The 19,736-nt window shown below is 72.2% G+C and carries 16 protein-coding genes; 6 read left to right on the top strand and 10 right to left on the bottom strand.

Annotation, left to right across the window (positions count from 1 at the left end):
• Positions 1-19: 19 nt before the first annotated feature.
• A complete protein-coding gene (locus ACFYOP_RS13270; RefSeq protein WP_356899286.1) occupies positions 20-508 on the bottom strand; it encodes a nucleoside deaminase in 489 nt (162 codons plus the stop codon).
• Positions 509-887: 379 nt separating this feature from the next.
• Here ACFYOP_RS13270 and ACFYOP_RS13265 point away from each other — a divergent pair, with 379 nt between their 5' ends.
• Entirely contained in the window at positions 888-1,535 is a 648-nt protein-coding gene (locus ACFYOP_RS13265) for a hypothetical protein (RefSeq protein WP_356899285.1), read from the top strand.
• Positions 1,536-1,576: 41 nt separating this feature from the next.
• Here ACFYOP_RS13265 and ACFYOP_RS13260 read toward each other — a convergent pair whose 3' ends face one another.
• The 3 genes from ACFYOP_RS13260 to ligA all read right to left on the bottom strand — a co-directional run bounded on the left by ACFYOP_RS13260 (position 1,577) and on the right by ligA (position 5,607).
• Positions 1,577-2,689 (bottom strand): class I SAM-dependent methyltransferase, encoded by a 1,113-nt coding sequence (locus ACFYOP_RS13260; RefSeq protein WP_356899284.1) that lies wholly within the window; start codon positions 2,687-2,689, stop codon positions 1,577-1,579.
• Between the two features lie 158 nt (positions 2,690-2,847).
• Positions 2,848-3,348, bottom strand: coding sequence for a GNAT family N-acetyltransferase (locus ACFYOP_RS13255; RefSeq protein ID WP_356899283.1), 501 nt, complete (start codon positions 3,346-3,348; stop codon positions 2,848-2,850).
• A gap of 105 nt (positions 3,349-3,453) precedes the next feature.
• A complete protein-coding gene (gene ligA, locus ACFYOP_RS13250; RefSeq protein ID WP_388451466.1) occupies positions 3,454-5,607 on the bottom strand; it encodes an NAD-dependent DNA ligase LigA in 2,154 nt (717 codons plus the stop codon).
• A 181-nt stretch (positions 5,608-5,788) separates the two neighbouring features.
• Here ligA and ACFYOP_RS13245 point away from each other — a divergent pair, with 181 nt between their 5' ends.
• Complete coding sequence (locus ACFYOP_RS13245; protein ID WP_356899323.1) at positions 5,789-7,213, top strand: SpoIIE family protein phosphatase; 1,425 nt, start codon at positions 5,789-5,791, stop codon at positions 7,211-7,213.
• Positions 7,214-7,271: 58 nt separating this feature from the next.
• On the opposite strand, the gene ACFYOP_RS13240 is transcribed toward ACFYOP_RS13245, so the two are convergent.
• Positions 7,272-8,780, bottom strand: coding sequence for a hypothetical protein (locus ACFYOP_RS13240; protein WP_356899281.1), 1,509 nt, complete (start codon positions 8,778-8,780; stop codon positions 7,272-7,274).
• 237 nt (positions 8,781-9,017) lie between these two features.
• On the opposite strand from ACFYOP_RS13240, the gene ACFYOP_RS13235 reads away from it, so the two are divergent.
• From ACFYOP_RS13235 to ACFYOP_RS13225, 3 genes are all read left to right on the top strand, one after another.
• Positions 9,018-10,136: an aminoglycoside phosphotransferase family protein gene (locus tag ACFYOP_RS13235; protein WP_356899280.1), complete on the top strand. Its 1,119-nt coding sequence runs from the start codon at positions 9,018-9,020 to the stop codon at positions 10,134-10,136.
• 341 nt (positions 10,137-10,477) lie between these two features.
• Positions 10,478-12,400, top strand: coding sequence for an N-acetylmuramoyl-L-alanine amidase (locus ACFYOP_RS13230; RefSeq protein WP_388451463.1), 1,923 nt, complete (start codon positions 10,478-10,480; stop codon positions 12,398-12,400).
• 163 nt (positions 12,401-12,563) lie between these two features.
• On the top strand, positions 12,564-14,762 hold the full coding sequence (locus tag ACFYOP_RS13225) for a terpene synthase family protein (protein ID WP_356899277.1): 2,199 nt from the start codon (positions 12,564-12,566) through the stop codon (positions 14,760-14,762).
• A 145-nt stretch (positions 14,763-14,907) separates the two neighbouring features.
• Here the strand turns inward: ACFYOP_RS13225 and ACFYOP_RS13220 are convergent, their stop codons facing one another.
• Positions 14,908-15,408: a hypothetical protein gene (locus ACFYOP_RS13220; RefSeq protein ID WP_356899276.1), complete on the bottom strand. Its 501-nt coding sequence runs from the start codon at positions 15,406-15,408 to the stop codon at positions 14,908-14,910.
• A gap of 263 nt (positions 15,409-15,671) precedes the next feature.
• Between ACFYOP_RS13220 and ACFYOP_RS13215 the strand changes: the two genes are divergently transcribed.
• Positions 15,672-16,061: a hypothetical protein gene (locus ACFYOP_RS13215; RefSeq protein ID WP_356899275.1), complete on the top strand. Its 390-nt coding sequence runs from the start codon at positions 15,672-15,674 to the stop codon at positions 16,059-16,061.
• 55 nt (positions 16,062-16,116) lie between these two features.
• Here ACFYOP_RS13215 and ACFYOP_RS13210 read toward each other — a convergent pair whose 3' ends face one another.
• The 4 genes from ACFYOP_RS13210 to ACFYOP_RS13195 form a co-directional block, all read right to left on the bottom strand.
• A complete protein-coding gene (locus ACFYOP_RS13210) occupies positions 16,117-16,389 on the bottom strand; it encodes a DUF397 domain-containing protein (RefSeq protein ID WP_388451461.1) in 273 nt (90 codons plus the stop codon).
• A 137-nt stretch (positions 16,390-16,526) separates the two neighbouring features.
• Complete coding sequence (locus ACFYOP_RS13205) at positions 16,527-17,693, bottom strand: thiolase domain-containing protein (protein WP_356899274.1); 1,167 nt, start codon at positions 17,691-17,693, stop codon at positions 16,527-16,529.
• Positions 17,683-18,783 carry a thiolase domain-containing protein gene (locus ACFYOP_RS13200; RefSeq protein ID WP_356899273.1) on the bottom strand — a complete coding sequence of 367 codons (1,101 nt, stop codon included), beginning with the start codon at positions 18,781-18,783 and terminating at the stop codon, positions 17,683-17,685. Before ACFYOP_RS13200 ends, ACFYOP_RS13205 begins: the two co-directional genes overlap by 11 nt.
• Positions 18,780-19,736, bottom strand: coding sequence for an OB-fold domain-containing protein (locus tag ACFYOP_RS13195; RefSeq protein ID WP_356899272.1), 957 nt, complete (start codon positions 19,734-19,736; stop codon positions 18,780-18,782). The genes ACFYOP_RS13200 and ACFYOP_RS13195 overlap by 4 nt, the downstream gene beginning before the upstream one ends.

Genomic DNA, 19,736 nt, shown 5'->3' with positions numbered 1-19,736 from the left:
GCGCGGGGAAGCGCGGCGGTCAGCCGGCACGGGCCGCGCGGAAGCGGCGGTGGAGTTCGTGCACCTGGTCGGCGAGGTCCGGTACCGGGCCCGTCACCTCCAGACCGGGGACGAGGTCCTGGATCGGCAGGGCCCGCACCGGGGACGGCCCGACCCCCAGGTCGGTGAGCCATCGGCCCAGCTGCACGGACGAGACCGCGTACACGATGCGCCCGAGGCCGACCCAGCCGTGGGCGGCGGCGCACATCGGGCAGTGCTCGCCGGAGGTGAAGACCGTGGCCGCGGCGCGTTCCGGTGCGGTCATGTTCGCCGCGGCCCAGCGGGCGAGGGCGAACTCGGGGTGGCGGGTCGGGTCGGCGAGCGACGTCTCCCGGTTCCGGTCCTCGGCGAGCACGGTGCCGTCTGCCGCGACCAGAACCGAGCCGAACGGCTCGTCACCGGCTTCGACCGCTTCGGCCGCGAGGTCCACGCAGCGTTGGAGACGGGCCAGTTCGACGTCGTTGATCATGTGCTCCCCTTGGTGATCCCGGCCCATGGTAGGGCCTGCGGGCGCTCACCCGGGGACAAGAATCCAGGGGCGCCTACTGACGGGACGGCAAGAAAAGGGGACTCGCCGGCTCAGGCCGGGGAAGTTCAATTGCCGGTCTTGCCGGTGGGGTTACCCGTCCGTAACGTCTCTCTCGCGCAACGGCCCGGGGCGGCGCGAGTGACCGGTTCATTCTCGTCAGCGGCCTCGGAGTCCTTCTGTCACGCCTTTTCTTCGTGATTCCGAGCGTCACTCCTCCGGCGCCGGACAGCACTCTCCCGTTCCTCTTCACGTCACGTTTCCCGTTCCCGCTTTCCCTGCGCCGCGCGCCCTGCACGTGGCGCCGAATCCAGGAGCCCTGATGAATCGTCCGAAGTCCGCGCCGTTCCGAGGCCGAAGAGTCGTCGTCCGCGGGGCCGTCGCCCTCGCCGCGGGGCTGGGGCTGGTCGCCGCCACCTCGGGATCCGCCCATGCGGTGCCGATCCGCCTCGACTACCCGCTGACCGGCACCACCCATCTCGCGGGCACCGGGTCCGACCTGGCGCTGGGGCCCGGCGTGCTGGAGGTGACCGCGGACCTGAGGGCGGGAACACTCTCGGCCAACACCCACCTCCCGCCCGCTCCCGGCTCGTTCAAGATGCTCGGCGCGATTCCCGTGAGCGTCACCACGGAGTTCGTCGAGACGGAGCCGACGGCCGGCACCATCGATCTGAAGACCGGCGCGCTCACGACCACCACGAAACTCACCCTTCAGCTCAAAGACCTGAAGGTCGCCGGAATTCCCACCCCGGTCGGCAGTTCCTGCCGGACGGAGACGCCGGCGGTGCTCAATCTGACGTCCGATCCGGGATTCAACGCACTCAGGGGCGGAACGCTCTCCGGGACGTACACCATCCCGAAGTTCGAGCACTGCCTGCTGGCCACTCCGCTGATCAATCTGATCATTCCGGGAGACGGCAACAAGGTCAGTCTGACGCTCGCGCAGCCGGCCCCGCCGCCCGCCGCCTGATCACGCTCCTGTCCGGGCCCGGGTGCGCGCCCGGGCCCGGCTCAGCCCTTCGTCGCGATGTAGTAGAGGTTGAGCGGGTCGCCGTCGACGGTCCGGATGTCGACTTTCGTGAAACCGGCGTCCCGCAGCATCCGGACGGCTGTCTCCTGGCCCCAGACCGTGCCGAGACCCGCCCCGCCCGTGCTGAGCGAGGTCGTCATGCAGTAGAAGACCGAGAAGCCGAAGAGCGCGGGCCCGAAGGGGTGTCCGATGTTCTTCTCCAGTCTGCTGGACGCGGCCATGTCGACCATCAGGAAGGTGCCGTCCTTCCGCAGCGCCCGGGCGATCGCAGCCAGCGTCTCGCCGGGCCTCGCCAGGTCGTGGATCACGTCGAACGCGGTGATCAGGTCGTACTCGCCGCTGATCTCCGTCGAGTCGCCGACCGTCCACCGCACGTTGTCGAGCCCCAGCCGGGCCGCTTCCGCGCGACCGGCGGCGATGCCCTCCTCGGAACGGTCCAGGCCGTGGAAACGGCCGGCCGGGTACGCCTTCGCGAGCACGACCGGCGCGTGACCCTGCCCGGTGCCCACGTCGAGGGCGTCGATGCCGGCACGGAGCCGTTCGGGAAGACCGGGCGCGAGCGGGATGATCGTGTCCACGAGGGCCCGGTCGTAGACGCGGGCGGTCTCCTCGGCCTGGAGTCGCTGGAACCTCGGATACGCGGAGTACGGCACTCCCCCGCCCTCGCGGAAACAGCGCACGACCTGCTGCTCGACCTCTCCCATCAGCCCGATGTACTGCATCATGCCGGCCAGGTTGTCCGGCCCCGCCGCGGTCGTCAGGGAGGCGGCGTGCGCGGGCGGCAACGTGTAGGTCCCGCCGTGCGGCTCGTACGAGACGATGTCGCCGACGACCATGCCGCCGAGCCATTCGCGTACGTAGCGCTCGTCGAGATCCGCCGCCGTCGCGATGTCCGCGCTGGTCGAGGGCGGCAGTCCGGCCATGGTGTCGAAGAGGCCCGTCTGATGGCCGACGCTCATCAACAGGGCCAGCGCGCTCTTGTTCAGCACGTCGACGACCTCTGCGGCGAACGCCCCCTGGTCGGCGACGTCGGGTTCCGCTTGCCCGGTCACCGCGTGTTCCGGTACCGCCTGTTCCGTGTCAGGACTCGACATGACCGCTCCTTCCACCGGACCGCTGATGGGAACGCGTCAGCAGGGGCTGCTGCCCGCATTCATCACATTACGCCCGAGTCCGCACCGGAGACCTTACGGAGCGGGGACGGCCGCACCCCGGGCGCCCGGCGCGTCAATGGCCTTGCGGGAGCGCTCGGTCAGACGACGGGGAGCAGCAGCTCCGGGCGGTCCCACATGACGGCCGGCGGCCGGGCCTCGACGGTGCCGGTGCGCCGGGCGCCCACGCTCAGGTAGAAGCCCTCGGCGGGCGGATGCGCGACGACGCGGACGGCGTCGAGGCCGGCCGCCCGGGCCCGGCCGGCCAGGTGCTCGATCATCAGGCGGCCGATGCCCAGTCCCTGCGCGTCGTCGGCCACGAACATCAGGTCCAGCTCGGGCGGCGACAGCACGAGGGAGTAGAAACCGAGGACTCTGCCGCTGTCGTCGGCCGCGACGAACACCTCGTGCGCCTCGATGTAGTCCGGACCGACGCGGTATCCGGCGACCATCGGGGCGTACTGGTCCTGGTAGGCGGCGGACCCCCGCACCATCCGGGTGAGCCGCCTGGCGTCCGCCCCGGTCGCGCGACGGATCCCGGGGGCGCCCGGGCGGCCGCCCCGACGCCCGCCGGTGCCGTTCGCTGTCAGGAATGACGTCATACAGCCAGTATGACCCGCCCGGTTCCGGGCTCCGCCCGCCCCGTGCAGGACCCGGGAGCGGGCCGCACCTGCCGTGGGCGCAGGCCGCGCGTGGTCCCGTCCCCTTCACACCGCCGTGTCGAGGAAGTCCGCCACCATCGCGGCGAACTCGTCCGGCGCGGCGATCCGGGTGCCGAGCTGCTGGGCCTTGTCCCGCTTGGAGCCGGCGTTCTCCCCGGCGACCAGGAGGGAGGTGCGCTTGGACACGCTGGAGGAGGACTTGCCGCCGGCCCGCTCGATGAGCTCGTTCATCTGGTTGCGGCTCAGCTTCTCCAGCGCGCCCGTCATCGCGCCGGTCACGACGACGGTCATGCCGTGGAGCGGGCCGGCGTCCGGCGCCGTCTCCGCGGCTGTGCCGGGGTTGTCCTGGCCGTCCTCCGGGGCGGCGGCGTCCTCGGGCGCCGGGGGCCGGTACGTCGCCCCCGGTTCGGTCATGTTGACGCCCGCGGCCGTCAGGCGGTCGATCAGCGGGGCCAGTTCGGCCAGTTCGGCCACGACCGTGCGGGCCTTCTCCACGCCGATGCCGTCGACCTGCTGGAGGGCTTCGGCGTCGGCGGCCCGTATCTGCTCCATCGTGGCGAAGTGCCGGGCGATCCGGCGGGACATGGAGCGGCCGGTGCCGCGTACGCCGAGGGCGCAGAACACCCTGGAGAGCGGGCGGGTCCTGGCGGTGGCGATGGCGGCCAGCAGATTGTCGGTGCTGGTCTCCCCCATCCGGTCCAGTCCGAGGAGCTGCTCGCGGGTGAGGCCGAACAGGTCGGCGAAGTCGCGGACCAGACCGGCGTCGACGAGCTGGACGACCCGGGTGGTGCCGAGTCCTTCGATGTCGAGCTGGTCCCGCCCGGCCGCGTAGGAGACGGAGGCGACGGCGTGGCAGTCACGTCCGCGGACGCAGCGCCAGCGCTGTTCGGAGGTGTCGATGGCGGAGCCGCACTGGGGGCACACCTCGGGGAAGACGACGGGCTGCTCCGCGCCGGTGCGCAGATGGGCCACGGGCGCCTCGATGCGGGGAATGATGTCGCCCGCCTTGTAGACCATCACCCGGTCGCCCGTGCGCAGATCGCGGCGGGTGATGTCGGCCGGGTTGTGAAGCGTCGCGTAGGTGACGGTCGATCCGTCGATCTCGACCGGTTCGAGCACGGCACGGGGGGCGATGATGCCGGTGCGGCCCACGTTCCACTCGACGGCGAGCAGGGTGGTGACCTTCTCCACGGCGGGCAGCTTGTAGGCGACGGCCCACCGGGGCGCACGGGTCCCGAACCCGGCCGCCGCCTGGTCCGCGGCCAGGTCCGCCTTGATCACGATCCCGTCGATGCCGAACGGCAGGTCCGGGCGGGCGGCGGCGATCTCCTCGATACGTGCCTGGATCTCCTCCGCCGTGGTGAGCGTGCGCGGGGCGACCGGGGTGCTGTCGGCTGTGTGCACGCCGAGGCCCGCCACCTGGCGCATCACCTCGCTGTGCGACCACTCGCCGAGCCCGGACGCGAGCTCGCCGCCGGAGCCGGGCAGGGCCAGTGCCCCGTAGCCGAAGAAGGTCATCTCCACCGCGTACTCGCGGTCCCTGGCGCGCAGGCTGCCCGCCGCGCCGTTGCGCGGATTGGCGAAGGGCGCGCCGCCGTGCCCGGTCCGCGCGGCGTTCGCCCGTTCGAACTGCTCGTCGGTCATGAGCACTTCGCCGCGGATCTCGAGCGTCGCGGGCCCGGTCAGCTGCCGGGGCAGGCCGGCGATGGTGCCGATCGCGTGGGACACGTCCTCGCCGGCCGTGCCGTCGCCGCGGGTGACGAGCCGGGTGAGGCGCCCCTGTTCGTACCGCGCGGCGACGGCGAGACCGTCCAGCTTGGGCTCGACGCTCCACACCGTGACGGGCCGGCCCGTGCGGCGCTCCACCGACGCGATCCAGGCGACGAGCTGCTCCGGGGAGAACACGTTGTCCAGCGAGAGCATCGGCACCGTGTGCGGCACGTCTCCGGAGACCGCGCCGCCCGCGACCTTCCCGCTCGGGGAGGCCGGCGACACCTCGTCGGGGTGCTCCTGCTCGTACGCCGCGATGCCGCGCACGAGGCGGTCGTACGCGTCGTCGTCCAGGGGACTCTCGCCCGTCTCGTAGTACGCGCAGGCGGCACGGGTCGCGGTCCCGACCGCCGCCTCGTACGCGGCGGCGTCCGCGACCACGGCGGCGGGAGCGGCAGTAACGGCAGGTGAAGTCGTCATGTCGAACATACTGCCGCCCACCACTGACAACGGCCGTTCGCCCTGGACCGGGGGGCCTGTGGCACATGCCGCAGGCACCACCGGATCGAGTGTTGCCAAACGGCTTACGACCCCTTGCCGGTTGTGCAACAGTCGTATCCGGTCCCTGTCCCAGACCCTGGCCGTGGCCGCGTTTGTATCGGAGTACGACATGCCGTCCCATGTGTTCGCGGACCGAACCGCAGAGCCGCCCGAGCGCGGAACCGTCGATGCGTTGATCTCGCGGACGCGACGTCTGCGCGGAGACGTCGACGCGGTGCGCCCCGACAGCGCGTCCGCGGAGGACGATCCGCGGGACCGCTGGCAGCGTGCCCTGTGCGACCTGGCACTCCATCACCTGGACGACCTGGGCGCCCACTTGGGGCAGCTGAAGGAAGGGCTCCCCCGGCAGGCCGCCGACGAACTCGCCCGTGAGCTCGCCGAGTACGAGGCGCCCGGTACACCCGGCACCGGCTCGCCGCTCAGCCGGGTCGGCAGCGCCGAGTGGAATCTCCTCACCGACGAGGTGAGCTGGTCCGACGAGCTGTACCGGATCCTGGGACGCGACCCCCGCAACGGCCCCATGTCGCTGGACGAGTTGCCGTCGGTCGTGTTCGCCGAGGACCAGCCGCTGCTGACCGCGATGGTGACCGACTGCCTCGTGGACGGCCGGCCCATCGACGGCGAGTTCCGTCTCGTCCTGCCCGACGGGCGGGTGCGCACCGTGCACATGATGGGGGAGCCGGTGCTCGACGCGGACGGCTGCACCGCGTCGATGTGGGCCGTCCTGCGGGACGTCAGCGAACTGCGCCGCAGCCAGCGGGCGGTGCGGGAGACGCGCCACTGGCTGCAGCGGCAGCAGCACATGGAGGAGACGGAACGCCGGCTCACGGCGGAGATGCAGGAGGCCGTACTGCCCCGCCGCAGCGGCTGCCCCGTGCCCGGCACGGCGTCGCTGGACGTCGCGGCGCGCTGCCTCCCCTCCTCGAGCGGCACGCTGGCCGGCGGCGACTGGTACGACACCATGCCCCTGCCGAGCGGGGAGACGCTGCTGAGCGTCGGCGAGCTGACCGGTCACGGCGTGAGCGCCGCGTCCTCCATGGCGATGCTGCTGGGCGCGCTGCGCGGCATGGCGGTGGCCGGCATCCGGCCGGGGCCGCTGATGACGCACCTCAACCAACTGCTGGACACCTCCGCGCAGCCGGCCCTCGGCAGCGCGGTCTGCTGCAGTTACGCCCCTGCCACCAGGACCCTGTCGTGGGCTCAGGCGGGGCACCCCGCCCCCCTGCTGTTCCGCGACGGTACGGGGCAGCCGCTCGCGGCGCCGGAGGGCGTGCTGCTCGGTGCGACCGGCGGGGCGGTGTACGGGCAGGCCGAAGTCGCCCTGCAGCCGGGCGATCTGCTGGTGCTGCACACCGACGGCCTGACCCGCACGAGCGCCGCGTCGAAGTCCGACACGGACCGGCTGACGGCGTTGGCAGCGCGGTTCGCCCGGGTCGAGGACGCCCAGGAATGCGTCCGTGCGATCGTCGAGGAGTTCGGTGAGCGGGAGCGTGAGGGCGACGCCTGCGTGATCGTGGCCAGGGTCGTCGCCTGAAGCAGGTCTCGGCGGCCGGATGCCGGATACCGGTCGCCGGAGCACCGGGGACCATCGGCTAGATCCCGGTGCTCCCCGGCTTCGTGCTCCCCGGCTTCGTCGAGGGGCTGATGCCGGGCATGGCGATCTCGATCTCCTCGCGCAGATCCTCGATCTTCGAGTATCCCGCGTACTGCCCGGTCAGGCGGTACATCTCGCGGAGCCTGTCCCAGGTCCGGTGCGAGGAGGTCTCCCCCATCGACACCAGCGCGAGCCGGGCGTAGCGGTCGGCCTGCTCCGGGTCGTCCGCGATGAAGCAGGCGGAGGCCAGCGAGATGTAGTCGAAGATCTTCGAACGCTGCCGGCCGCCCTCGCGCAACTGCAGGGCCTGCTTGGCGTGTTTCTGCGCGATGCCCGCCGCCGCGGGGTCGTGCTCGGCGAGGGTGCGGTACGCCAGTGCCTGCATGCCGTGGAGGTCGGCCTCGTCGAACATCTGCATCCAACTGGGCGGCGGTACGTCGCCCTTGTCGGAGACGAAGAGTTCCTCGGCCTCACCGAGGGTGCGGCGCATCGCCTGCCCCTTGCCCATGGACGCCTGGGCCCACGCCTCGATGGTGTGCAGCATCGCGCGGGTGCGCGGCAGGGTCTGCTCGCCGGAGCCGGTCCTGGCCAGTTTCATCAGGTCGAGCGCGTCGTCGGGGCGGCCCAGGTGGACCATCTGGCGCGCGGCACGGGACAGGGCCTCACCGGCGCGTGGGCGGTCGCCGCCCTCGCGGGCCGCGTGGGCGGCGATGACGAAGTACTTCTGGGCGGTCGGTTCGAGGCCGACGTCGTGGGACATCCAGCCCGCCAGCACCGCGAGGTTGGCGGCGACGCCCCACAGGCGCCGCTGGAGGTGGTCGGGGTGGTGGTAGGCGAGCATGCCGCCCACCTCGTTGAGCTGGCCCACCACGGCCTTGCGTTGCAGGCCGCCGCCGCGGGCGGCGTCCCAGGCGCGGAACACCTCGACGGAACGCTCCAGCGCCTCGATCTCCTGCGACCCGATGGGGGCGGCCTCGTACCGGTCGTACCCAGCGGGGTCGGCGTGCAGGAGGGCGGAGGAGTGTGCGGCGGCCCGGGGTGCCGGGTCGGTCTTGAGCCAGTCGTGCATGGCGCTGCTGAGTGCTGAGCCCGCGGCAAGTGCCGCGCCGGCGCCCACCAGGCCGCGTCGGTTGAGCATGAGGTCCATTCCCGTGAATTCGGTGAGGACCGCCGCCGTACGGTCGGGCGCCCATGGCAGACCGTCAGGGTTGTCGGTGCCCTGGACGTCCCGCCGCTTACCCACTCGCCCGCTCCGTGCGAACCCGAGGTCCTCGATGGTCACGACACGACCGAGTCGCTCGGTGAACAGAGCCGCCAGTACCTTCGGTACGGGATCGCGCGGGGTCTCCCCCATGTCGATCCAGCGCCGGACCCGCGAGGTGTCGGTCGCCAGCTGCGGATGGCCCATGGCCGCCGCCTGCCGGTTCACGAGTCTTGCGAGCTCGCCCTTGGACCAGCCGGCCAGGCCGAACAGGTCGCACAGGCGGGCGTTGGGTTCTCTGCTCACGTCAAGCCCCCAGGTTCTCGGCTGAGTTGACAGTAACGCGCTGTCATGGGGCGGGCGAGTATTCGCCAGGGTTCGCCAGGGTTCGCCAGATGGTGTGCCACCCGCGCCCCGGTGTCAGGTAGGAAAGCGCCACCTCGCCCCCTCTGCCTGGGGCACATTCCCCAGGGTGTTCCCCTTGGCATATGGGGGCGGGGCAGCGCATGCCACTGTCGGCACACGAAGGGATCTGTATCTCCCATGTACACAGCATCGTCCTCCGTGTCCGCCCCTCCTCGGCTCCAGCAGCGCAGCGCCTTCACGGCCGGCACCGGACCGTATTCCGAGCCCGCCGCCGGCCGTGCCCGCAGGCAGGCCGGGCCCGTCGGCAGGCCCCTCAGCGGGAGGATCGACCTGTCCGGCCCCCAGGGCGCACAGCTGCGCAAGGCCGTCACGTCGGTGCACCGGATCTGTCCGGAGTTCAATCCGGTGCAGGTGCTGCGCCGCAGCGGACGATCCGTGCTGATCATCGGAACGACGGGGCGAACCACGGCGGTCGCCAAGTGCTTACTGGACCAATCGCCGGCCTGGGCCGAGCGGCTGCGGCACGAAATAGCTTCGTACCGCGCCTTCGTGCGCCACCGGCCGCCGGTGCGGGTCCCGCGGCTGATCGCCGCCGACCCGGACAACTGCACCCTGGTGATCGAGCGGATGCCGGGGCGCCCGGCGGCGCTGACCCGCCACCCGGTGGAGGCCCCGCCGCGCGCGGACGTGCGCGCGGTGCTGGGCGCGGTCGCGCGGCTGAACAGATGGCGCCCGCCGGCCGGGATGTTCGACGCGCCGCTGGACTACGGGTCGCGCATCTCGCGCTACCACGAGCTGGGGCTCTTCACCGACCGGGATCTGGGCGATCTGCAGAAGCTGTTGCACGGTCTGGCCCAGGCCGGCGGCAGGCAGGGGATGGGGCAGTTCTGCCACGGGGACGCGCTGCTCTCCAACATCCTTCTGTCGCCGACCGGTCCGGTGCTGGTCGACTGGGAGCACGCGGGCTGGTACCTGCCCGGCTACGACCTGGCGACGCTGTGGGCGGTGCTGGGTGACGCCCCGGCGGCGCGCCGGCAGATCAGTCAGCTCGCACAGCAGCCGGGCACCGCGGCACGGGACGCGTTCCTGGTGAACCTGATGCTGGTGCTGACCCGGGAGATCCGTACCTACGAGACGGCGGTGCAGCGCACCATGCGCGAGGCGCAGCCGGTCCCGGCCGGCCAGGCGCAGCCCGGTCCGTCGGCAGGAGAGGAGCAGCGGCTGCTGCTGCGGCGGCTGCACGACGACTGCGCGATGGCCCGCAGGGCCGTGCGTGCGGCGGTCGGCACCCGCTGACCGGCCCGCCGCGGAGGGGGAAGCGCGCTGCGCGCCCGGTGCCGACGCACCGGGCGCGCAGCGCTGTGTTCCGGACTGCCGCCCGCGGTGGGGGACGGCGGCCATTGGTCCATGCCACTGACGCGCCGCAGGCCCGCGCGCCGTTGCCGCGAAAGTGCGCCGACACGCGGGCTGACGTGCAAACCCCTTGCCGACGAGCATGATTGACGGATCGTTCGCGAGCCGATACCCATGGGGCGTTGTCCCGGCCCGCAGGTCCCATTGCGCATCACTCGTCACTGGAGGCTGCCTTGCAAGGATCGACTCCCCCACGGCCGGCCGGCGCCCGCCGCCGGCGCGCGTTGACGACGGGGGGCGTGGTGGCGTGCGCCGCCCTGCTGCTGCCGCTCGTGTCGGCAGGTCCCTCGGCGACCGCGGAGCGGGCCCCGGCCGGTTCGCTGCAGGGGGCCTTCACCGCCGCGGCCGACGAGTACGGGGTGCCGGAGAGTGTGCTGCTCGGCGTCTCGTATCTGCAGTCCCGGTGGGACGGGCACGGCGGCGCGGCGAGTGTCACCGGCGGCTACGGCCCGATGCATCTGACCGACGCGAGGACGGCGCTGGCCGAGGCACCGCATCATTCGCACGGCGCGGAGGACGCCCGCGGGGACGACGCGCGGCCGGCCCGCTCCGTCGCAGAGACGGCGCCGCCGGAGCCGGGTGAACTGCCGCCCCGGCTGCGTACGCTGGAACGTGCGGCCGAGGTGTCGGGCATCGGCCCGGAGCAGCTGCGGGACAGCGCGGCGGCCAACGTCCGGGGCGGTGCCGCGCTGCTCGCCGAGGCGCAGCGCGAGCTGGGCGGGCCGGCGGGCCAGGACCCGGCGGACTGGTACGGCGCCGTGGCCAGGTACTCCGGTGCGGACGATGTGGCGACCGCCACGGCGTACGCGGACGACGTCTTCGACGTGATCCGCACCGGCCAGTCCCGGACCCCCGACAGCGGTCAGCGGGTGACCCTCGCCCCGCAGCCGGCGGTGGAACCCGAGCGGACGCAGGTGCGGCGACTGGGCCTGCGCACCGCCGACGCGGGCAGGACCGAGTGCCCGCGGACGGTGGCGTGCGAGTGGATCCCGGCTCCGTACGAGGAGTTCGGCGACGGCGACTACGGCAACCACGACCAGGGGAACCGGCCCGCGTCGCAGTCGGTGGACTACATCATCGTCCATGACACGGAGGCCACCTGGGAGACCACCCTGAAGCTGGTGCAGAACCCGAGGTACGTGTCGTGGCAGTACTCGTTGCGCTCGTCGGACGGGCACGTCGCACAGCACGTTCCGCTCGAGGACGTCGCCTGGCACGCCGGCAACTGGTTCGTGAACGCCAAGTCGGTGGGTCTCGAGCACGAGGGCTTCCTGGTGTCTCCGGACGCCTGGTACACCGAGGCGATGTACCGGGCTTCGGCGCGGCTGGTGAGGTACCTGGCCAAGCGGTACGACATCCCGCTGGACCGGCAGCACATCCTGGGCCACGACAACGTGCCGGGCACGACGGCGGCGACGATCCGCGGGATGCACACCGACCCGGGGCCGTACTGGGACTGGGCGCACTACTTCCAGTTGCTGGGCAGGCCGTTCACGCCGCAGGCGGGGCCGGACAGCGCGGTGGTCACCATCCGTCCCGAGTACACGGAACACCAGCCGCTCTACACGGGCTGTCTCAAGGCCGGGGAGGCGTGCGCGCCGCACGGTTCGGGCGCGGTACGGCTGCACACCGGGCCGAGCGAGAGTACTCCGCTCGTCAAGGACATCGGCCTGCGCCCGGGCGGCCAGGACTCGACGGCCGGGGTGAACGACACGGGGGCGCGCGCGTCGACGGGCCAGCAGTACGCGGTGGCGGAGCGCCGGGGCGAGTGGACGGCGATCTGGTACCTGGGTCAGAAGGCCTGGTTCCACAATCCGCGCACGCAGCCGACGGCGGTCGGCGCGCGCGAGGCGGTGCTGACGCCGCGGGACGGTCTCACGGAGGCGCCGGTGTACGGGAGGGCGTACCCGGAGGCGTCGGCGTATCCGGCGGGCATTCCGGTGCAGGCCCAGTCGCCGCTGCCCTACAAGCTGCTCGCCGGGCAGAAGTACGTGGTCGGCGACCGGGTGCCGGGCGAGTATCTGTACGCGACCACGTACGACACTGCGGGCCACCGGGTGGTGCGGGGCCAGGAGATGTACTACGCGATCCAGTTCGGGCACCGGGTGGCCTTCGTGAAGGAGGCCGATGTGCGGGTGCTCCGGTAGACCGCGGGGCGCCACCGGTCCGGGGGGTCGGTGGCGCCCCCAACCAGCCCGATTGTCCGACTAATCGCCGGAATGCGTGGGCCGTATGGGCGAAGGGTAGGGCTGAGCCGTCATGACCGGTCCGCGCCTTGTGCGCGGCTGCTCCCGAAAGGCCCTGGCACAGATGGCACAGCCCTTCGTACTGCCGGACTTCTATGTTCCGTATCCGGCCCGCCTCAACCCGCATGTCGAGGAGGCACGGCGGCACGCCAAGAAGTGGGCGCGCGCGACGGGGATGCTGGAGGGCTCCGGCATCTGGGAGGAGAGCGACCTCGACGCACACGACTACGCCCTGCTGTGCGCGTACACCCACCCCGACTGCGACGCGGAGGTCCTCGGCCTCGTCACCGACTGGTACGTGTGGGTCTTCTTCTTCGACGACCACTTCCTGGAGGTCTTCAAGCGCAGCCAGGACCTGGCGGGCGGCAAGGAGTATCTGGACCGGCTGCCCGCCTTCATGCCGATGGACCTGGCGCAGGGGACCCCGGAGCCGGTCAATCCGGTCGAGGCCGGGCTCGCCGATCTGTGGCGGCGCACGGTGCCGAGCATGTCCCAGGCGTGGCGGGCCCGGTTCGCCGAGGCCACGGAGCATCTACTCAACGAGTCGATGTGGGAGCTCGTCAACATCGACGCCGGCCGGATCGCCAATCCGGTGGAGTACATCGAGATGCGCCGGAAGGTCGGCGGCGCGCCCTGGTCCGCCGGCCTGGTGGAGTACGCGGCGCGGGCCGAGGTGCCGGAATCGGTCGCCGGCTCCCGTCCGCTGCGGGTGCTGCGCGACTCGTTCTCCGACGCGGTGCATCTGCGCAACGACCTCTTCTCGTACCAGCGGGAGGTCGAGGACGAGGGCGAGAACAGCAACGGCGTGCTGGTGCTGGAGCGGTTCCTCGGCTGCTCCACGCAGGAGGCGGCGGAGGTGGTGAACGACCTGCTGACCTCACGGGTCCAGCAGTTCGAGAACACCGCGCTCACCGAGGTCCCCGCACTGTGCCTCCACGAGGGTCTGACCCCGGCGGACTGCGCGGCGATCGCCGCCTACACCAAGGGACTGCAGGACTGGCAGTCCGGCGGCCACGAGTGGCACATGCGCTCCAGCCGTTACATGAACAAGGGTGTGGAGAGCGGGCGTTCACCGTTCGAGGGGGTGCTGGGCACGTCGGCGCTGGACATCCGGACACTGTTCGGCCGTCCCGCCGCGGCACGGCTGCGGACGCTGACCCACCGGCCGCAGCAGGTGGGGCCTTCGTGGTTGCCGGAGTTCGATCCGCCGTTCCCGCTCACGCTCAGCCCTCACCTGGAGCACGCCCGTGCCGCGTCCATCGCCTGGGCGGGCCGGATGGGCCTGCTCGGCGACATCTGGGACGAGACGAAGGTGGCCGGCTTCGACCTCGCGCTGTGCTCCGCGGGACTCGACCCGGACGCCACGCCGGAGGAGCTGGAGCTCAGCGCCGAGTGGCTGACCTGGGGGACGTACGGCGACGACTACTACCCGGTGGTCTTCGGACGGTCCCGCGAGCTCGAGGCCGCCCGGCTCTGCAACGAGCGGCTCAAAGCCTGTATGCCGGTGGAGGAGCCGGCGGCCGGCGCCGCCCTGGCACTCTCTCCCATGGAGCGCGGCCTCGCCGATCTGTGGGCGCGTACCGCGGGGCCGATGTCCCCACAGGCCCGGCGGTCGCTGCGGAGCGCGGTCGACGTGATGCTGGACAGCTGGCTGTGGGAGCTCCACAACCAGGCTCAGCACCGGGTCCCCGATCCGGTCGACTACATCGAGATGCGCCGGCTCACCTTCGGCTCGGACATGACCATGAGTCTGTGCCGACTGCGGCACGAGGGCGAACTGCCGCCGGAGCTGTACGCGAGCGGGCCCGTGAAGGGCCTGGAGAACGCGGCCATAGACTACGCCTGTCTCCTCAACGACTTCTTCTCGTACCAGAAGGAGATCGAGTACGAGGGCGAGGTTCACAACGCGTTGCTGGTGGTGCAGACGTTCTTCGGCTGCGACCGCGGCACGGCCGCCGCGATGACGGACGCCCTGATGCGGTCCCGGCTGGAGCAGTTCCTGCACACCAAGGAGCACGGACTGCCGGTGGTGTGCGAGGAGTTCGGTCTGGACGAGAAGGGGAGGGCGGCTCTCGGCACCTATGTGAGGGAGCTCGAGGACTGGATCGCGGGCATCCTCAACTGGCACCGGAAGGTGCGGCGTTACAAGGAGGAGGACCTGCGGGGCGGCGCGTCGCCGTGGCGGCCGGCCGTGCCGACGGGGCTCGGCACGTCGGCGGCACGGCTGTCACTGGCGGCTCGGCGGTCGGCGGTCAGGGTGTAGGCCCGCCGGGCGCGACGGCCGGTGCGGTACGCCGCGTGGCGGGTCGTCCCGGCCGTTTTGACAGGATGCACAACAAAACTGCCCGGGGCGCGCCCCGGGCAGTGGCTTCGGTCAGTGGTTCGGGTCAGCGGAAGGGGTGGGGGGCTCAGCCCTGCTGGAACAGCTCCGCGGGCAGCGGCTTGAGCAGCGCGTAGAGATCGTCGGTGATGGGCCGGTCCCAGCTGGCGATCGTGACGAGCACATTGTCGCTGCGGTCGAACTGGACGCAGGAGATACGGCTTTCCGAGAGCTTCAGCCGGCGCACGATCAGCAGATTGTCACCCTGCATGACCGGTGTGTCCTCGACGCCGGTGACATGGACCGGCTCCTCGTTCTCCAGCGCGACGAGCAGCTGGCCGACCTCGAAGGGGATCTCGTCCTCCGCCACCTCGCGGGCGGGCGAGCCCTCCGGAAGATTGCCGATGATCATCGCGGGGCCCCGGCCGCCGAACAGGTCGTAGCGCAGGAAGACGCCCTGGCAGGTTCCGTCCGGGGCGGGCAGCAGTCCGGCGCCGAGATTTCCGGGCCAGTCCCCCGGGTCCATGGCCAGGACGTCGAAGTCCGGACCCGCGGGTGTGGCGGCGCTGCGGCGGCGGAGGAAGGACATAACCGCAATGGTACGGGTACGGGCGGACTCGGCCGAGCCGGGGCCGGGGGCCTGTTGAACGCAGCGGCCGCCGCTGTCGTATCCCTGTACGCACGGATGCCCGCGCGTACCACGCCGCGCGGGCGGCGCGTGCGAACGACGACCCGTGAGGAGGAGTGTTTCCCGCCGAGCCCCCCGAGCCCCCGAGTCCCCCGAGCCCCCGACGAATTCCCCGAGCCCCGCCGAATCCCGCCGCGTTTCCGTACCGACGTGAGGATCAGCCCATGAACGACCGCACCACTCCTCCCCTGCAAGCCCTGCCCGACGGCGAGGCGGAACTGCGACTCGTGGTCCGCCTCCACTGGGAGGACGTCGCCGCGCTCGGGCAGGAGGCCGGCCGGCTGGCCGCCCAGATGCAGCGGCCGGTGGGTCTCGACGAGGCCGCGAGCCACCGGCTGCGCAGCCGCTCCGGCGGCCACGCGAAACCGGCGACGGCAACCACGACGACGACCACCACGGCGGCGGCCGCCTCGGCCGGCGGTCAGCATCTGCCGCCCGCGACGTCGGTCTCCTCGCTGACCGCGCGCAGTCCCGCCGACTCCGCCCGGCAGGCCATCGAGAAGATCAACGGCACGGCGGGGCCCGGCCGGGACATGACGCACACGTCCGCCTGAGCAGGCCGGTTCTCCCCCTCCCACCGACGGGAGGGGGCCCGGCGGGCCGGGTGCGTCAGGTGAGGTCGAACTCGCCGTCCCGCGCGTTCAGCACGAAGGCGCGCCACTCCGCCGGAGTGAAGATCAGCGACGGGTTCTCGGGGCGGCCGCCGTTGCGCATCGCGATGAATCCTTCGACGAACGCGATCTGCACGTCCCCGGCGCCCTGAGTGCCCGAACGCCAGTCCGCGCCGCTCAGGTCGAGGTCCGGCCGCGGGTCCGGTTTCTGGTCCGGCTTCTCCCACCCGGAAAACATGTGCGTGGTTGTGGTGGTGGTGCTTTCGGCCACGTCCCTGCTCCTCCCGCGTCGTCTCCCGGGTCAGCGTAGCGACGACGGGCGGTCACGGACAGGGTGCGGCAGGTGACGGTGGCGCATATGACGGTGGCGCGGTGGTCGGGTGACCGGGCGATCAGGTGGTGCGGCGGTCAGGTGGCGGGCGGCTCGGCGCCGACGAGCCACATGGCGAAGAACTGCGCCCCGCCGCCGTAGGCGTGGCCGAGCGCCCTGCGCGCTCCGTCCACCTGGTGCTCGCCCGCCTGCCCGCGCACCTGGAGCGCGGCCTCGGCGAAGCGGATCATGCCGGACGCCCCGATGGGGTTGGCCGACAGCACCCCGCCGGAGGGGTTGACGGGCAGCTCGCCGTCGAGCCCGGTCACGCCGGACTCGGTGAGCTTCCAGCCCTCGCCCTCGGCGGCGAAGCCCAGGTTCTCCAGCCACATCGGCTCGTACCAGGAGAACGGCACATACATCTCCACCGCGTCGATCTCGCGCCGCGGGTCGGTGATGCCGGCCTGCCGGTAGACGTCGGCGGCGCAGTCCTTGCCCGCCTGCGGCGACACGAAGTCCTTGCCCGCGAACATGGTCGGCTCGCTGCGCATCGCCCCGCCGTGCACCCAGGCGGGCCGATGGGGCGAACGGGCGGCGCCGGCCCGGCCGGTGAGGACCATGGCGCACGCCCCGTCGGAGGAGGGACAGGTCTCCGAGTAGCGGATCGGGTCCCAGAGCATCGGCGACGCCTGCACCTGCTCGAGGGTGATGCCGTGCTCGTGGAGGTGGGCGTACGGGTTCTTCAGCGCGTTGCGCCGGTCCTTGTACGCGACGAGGGAGCCGACCGTGTCCGGCGCGCCGGTGCGGCGCATGTAGGCGCGTACGTGCGGGGCGAAGAAGCCGCCCGCGCCGGCGAGCAGCGGCTGCTGGAAGGGGACCGGCAGGGACAGGCCCCACATGGCGTTGGACTCGGACTGTTTCTCGAAGGCCAGGGTGAGCACGGTCCGGTGCACGCGCGCCGCCACCAGGTTCGCGGCGACGAGGGCGGTGGAGCCGCCGACGGAGCCCGCGGTGTGGACGCGGAGCATCGGTTTGCCGACCGCTCCGAGGGCGTCGGCCAGATACAGCTCCGGCATCATCACGCCCTCGAAGAAGTCCGGGGCCTTGCCGAGGACGACGGCGTCGATGTCGGCCCAGGTCAGCTGGGCGTCGTCGAGGGCTCGCAGGGCGGCCTCGCGGACCAGTCCGGCGAGGGAGACGTCCCGGCGGGCGGCGACGTGCCTGGTCTGGCCGATGCCGACGACGGCCACGGGCTCAGCGGGCATGGGCCTCTCCTTCGAGGACGGCGACCAGGTTCTGCTGGAGGCAGGGGCCGGAGGTGGCGTGGGCGAGGGCCCGGTCCGACTCGCCGCGGTGGATGCCGGCCGCGGCCTCGCCGATCCTGATCAGGCCGGCGGCCATCATCGGGTTGGCGGCGAGCGCTCCACCGGACGGGTTGACCCTCACCCTGTCGTCGAGGTCGAGACTGCGGCGCAGGACGAGCTCCTGCGAGGTGAAGGGCGCGTGCAGCTCCGCCGTGTCGACGGGGCGCTCGAAGGCTCCGGCCCGCTCGGCCGCGAGCCGGGTGGAGGGCGATCGGGTGAGGTCGCGTACGCCGAGCGCGTGCGCCTCGATGCGGTGGTCCATGCCGCGGATCCACGCGGGCCGGTCGCACAGCTCGCGCGCCCGGTCGCCGGCGGCCAGGACCACGGCGGCCGCGCCGTCGCCGACGGGCGGGCAGTCGGAGACCCTCAAGGGCCGGACAAGGTGGTCGCCGCGCGGAACCTCTCCCTGGAGCTGAGCGTGCGGGTTGGCCGAGGCGTCGCGGCGGCTGCGGGCCGCGATTGCGGCGAGCTCCGGCTCCCCGGCCTCGCCCGCGTCGATCAGCGCCTGCGCCTGCAGGGCGGCGAGGGCGACCGAGTCGGGCCACAGCGGCGCCGCGTAGTACGGGTCGAGCTGCCGGGTGAGGACGTCGCGGAGCTCACCGGGCGACGACTTGCCGTACGCGTAGACGAGCGCGGTGTCGGCCTGGCCGGTCAGCAGCTTCACCCACGCCTCGTACAACGCCCAGGCGCCGTCCGTCTCGACGTGGGACTCGCTGATCGGGGGCCAGGCGCCGACCCCGTCGAGCGCCATGGTGAAGGAGAACGCCCGGCCGGCGAGGTAGTCGCTGGATCCGGAGCAGGTGAAGCCGATGTCGCCGGTCTTCAGACCGGTCGCGCCGAGCACCTGGTGGAGCACCGGCATCAGCATCTCGACCTCGGACAGGTCGTCCGTGCGGCGCCGGTGGCGGGTCTGGGCGAAGGCGACGACGGCGATGTCCCTGCCGTACGGGGTGCCGCCGGCGCTCCCGTCCGAAGCGTCGTGCCGCGTCACAGCAGCTCCTTGTAGGTCTCGTAGTCGGCGTCCGGTTCGCCGGTGGGCCGGTAGTGGTCGGGGTGCAGGGCCCCCTCCCGCCACACCGGCTCGACGCGCAGGCCCAGGCGCACCCGGTCGTACGGGATGCCGCCGATGCGTCCGTGGAGTGCGAGGCCCGCGCCGTCCAGGGCGATGTGGGCGTAGACGTAGGGCACCTCGATGTCGAGATTCTTCGCCTTGATGTTGACGATGCAGAAGGTGGTGACCGTGCCGCGGGGGCCGACCTCGACCTGTTCGCCGGTGGCGACCCCGCAGGTGGGACAGGCGCCGCGGGGCGGGACGTAGACCTTGCGGCAGGACGGGCAGCGTTCGCCGACGGTCCGGTGCTCGGCGAGCGCGGCGAGATGGGCGCTCTGGGCGCGGCCGGGTGTGTAGGTGTAGTCGAGCCTCGCCGGGGCGACGATGCCGGTCACGGGGGCGGCGGCTTCGGGGAAGGCGCCGCTGTGGGCGCGCGGCGGGGCGGCGGGCCCGCTCCCCCCGTACGGCTCGAAGCAGGCGATGTCCGTGATCGCGCCGGTGCGCTCGGCCGCCCAGCGCACCCGGACCCGCATCCCGGTGCGCACGGCGTCCGGGCCGGGCGCGTCGAGGACGTGGAGGAGGGCGGTGTCCGCGCCGTCGAGCCGTACGAGCACCCAGGCGAACGGGGTGGCCAGCGGCTGCTGCGGGCGCGGGTCGGGGTTCCAGGCCCAGGTGGTGACGGTGCCGGTGGCGTGCACTTCGACGAGGTCGCGGATCTCCTCCGCGGTGGCGGGGTCGTACTCGACGGGCGGTACGAGGACCCGGCCGTCGGTGGTGCGCACGCCGAGTACGGTCCGCTCGCGCAGGCCGGTCAGGAACGCGCTCTGCACGGGGCCGAGGGAGCGGGTGAAGGGGAACTCGACGACCAGCGGGGCACGCAGCACTTCGGTCAT

The organism is Streptomyces sp. NPDC006294 (genome assembly GCF_042870895.1).
Taxonomy (GTDB): domain Bacteria; phylum Actinomycetota; class Actinomycetes; order Streptomycetales; family Streptomycetaceae; genus Streptomyces.
The sequence above is the reverse complement of the archived record's forward strand: the minus strand, read 5'-3'. Positions and strand labels throughout refer to the sequence as shown.